Annotated in this window: 2 protein-coding genes; both read right to left on the minus strand. The window is 35.3% G+C overall.

Annotated elements, in window-relative coordinates:
- The coding region (locus AC4MRQ_RS14450; protein ID WP_491198397.1) for a phosphoinositide-specific phospholipase C-related protein at window positions 1-1,332 on the minus strand (1,332 nt) is incomplete at its 3' end.
- A gap of 330 nt (window positions 1,333-1,662) precedes the next feature.
- Window positions 1,663-1,965, minus strand: a complete 303-nt coding sequence (locus AC4MRQ_RS14455) for a GIY-YIG nuclease family protein (RefSeq protein ID WP_491198398.1) — start codon at window positions 1,963-1,965, stop codon at window positions 1,663-1,665.
- Window positions 1,966-2,035 lie beyond the last annotated feature (70 nt).

The following is a 2,035-nucleotide window of genomic DNA, read 5'->3' on the forward strand; positions in this document are numbered from 1 at the left end:
ACGATAATGGTTCTTAGCAGTTCCCAAGATTGTAAAATCGCGCTTATCCGGAGCATTTATCCTTGCCAGATTAATCCAGGCACTTACTGTAAAATCATTGTTGGAAATACCCAAAACATCAGCCTTGGGCATTGTTATGTACGCATTACCATCAAATTCACCAACTAAACCTCGCTGTGAATCCATTGTAATTTTGACGTAATCATTGGTTAGTTTCTGACGCAACATACTCTTATCCTCAATTTTATTGTCAAATGGAATATGGGCTACCAAGTTTTCTCTGGTTTTCAATGGAACCGCAATAAAATTATTGATCTGATCTTCCGCAATATTCTCTATCTGTATCTCTTCCGGCTTAAATCGGAAGCCTTGTTTCTGAGGCTTAAGAATCAAATCCTCGCTAAGAGTAGCTGGAAAACAATAACGACCGTAGGTCATTGCATAAGAATTTCCTTCCCAAAATACATTATCCAACGGTTTACGATTATAGGAAACAATACCTGTTAAATTAAGGTGTCTGTTTACGTGTCCACGCATCCATGCATAGATTTCTTTGTATTGATTACAAATGAAAAAATTAGGCTTTTTACCTGTGGTTCTCCAGATATCAATTATATGTGCCAACACCTGCGGACTCTGATTCAAATCAGCCCACCTTCTAATATATTTATCCGGGTCAATAATATTTGCAACCTGATTACTGTCCAGGTACAGTAATTGATTACTTTTTTGACCCTTCCCTTTGGGAATCGCTTCCTTCTCTGCTTCCAACACTTTCATAGGATCAACAGCATAATCCCATAAATACTTAATGTGTGGATTTAAGGCTTGTTGTTTATTATAACTAAAACAAACAAGACGCTTGTTTTCAGACACCATACTTTGAAAAGTAGGCCACTCTCCCGCATGTTTTTTATCGTAGAGATATTCATAAAGGCCACTCTTCTTAAATTCTGTTATTAAACGTTTGACATCAAAATCATAATCAAGAAAAAGAGTTAATACATGCGAACTATCCTTCTTCAGGAAATCTATAATTTCATGCTCGATTTCTGAAAAGTGGACTCTTGTATTATCAGGAGTGAGTGATTGAATGGTATTACTATCAGTATTTAGTTCCAATTGAAAAATAAAACCTGCAATACCTTGCCGAAGCAATCTACCTACTGACTGCTTCTCTCCATCTTCATCTTTTTGAGGCACATAGTTACTAATGATGTGTATCTCTTCATGGTACCTGAGTTGTAAATGCTTATGTTGTGCATCCACGGTCAAACTATACACTAAGAAAATAATACCCAGAAAAATATGTTGTAGCCTTATTATATGCATGAGTAGATTCTTCCCAAAAAATTTGAACTAAAAATACACTTTCCAAAAATCAAGTCCAATTTTATGAAGTAAAAGGAATGTTCAAAAAGGGGAGTGTCATTATTCAGGAGGTAAACTTACTTATGACTTGCCTTTCATTAAATAATAGTTTTGCTTAAAAAAGTATACTTAGACCCAAGTTTGTAACTGATCCGTCATTCTGTGTCAACTTATTTCAGGACGAGACATTAAAATACAAAAAAGCCACCTCTTATTGAGATGGCTTTTCAGCTCCCCAGGTAGGACTTGAACCTACGACCTACGGATTAATCCCGAAGCTTCGGGACCGCTCTATGTCAATACCTTTTTTATAATACTCTTAATCATATCATCTTCCTTACTACAGCTAATAAGCTTTTCTATAAATTGTCGACTCTTTTGCTTTTTTATAAAACACTCTACTTTCATTGCTTCGCCAACATCTTGTGATACAAAAAAGTAAAACTTTAATTCCCAAGGTTGATACTTGGCAGTAAACTTAACCTTATTCTCATAGGAATTATGCTCAAGCAAACGTTTTTCTGGAGTTGGTGAATAACCAACATAGTATTTATCTCCTGTTTTTGAATAAAGTATATAAACGAAATAATCCATAAATCTAAAATACAAAAAAAAGCCACCTCTTATTGAGATGGCTTTTCAGCTCCCCAGGTAGGACTTGAAC

The sequence above is a fragment of the Carboxylicivirga sp. genome, from assembly GCF_982718395.1.

Coding starts and splice junctions, on each gene's coding strand:
- AC4MRQ_RS14455 (WP_491198398.1), bottom strand. CDS start 1,965: ATGGATTATTTCGTTTATATACTTTATTCAAAAACAGGAGATAAATAC.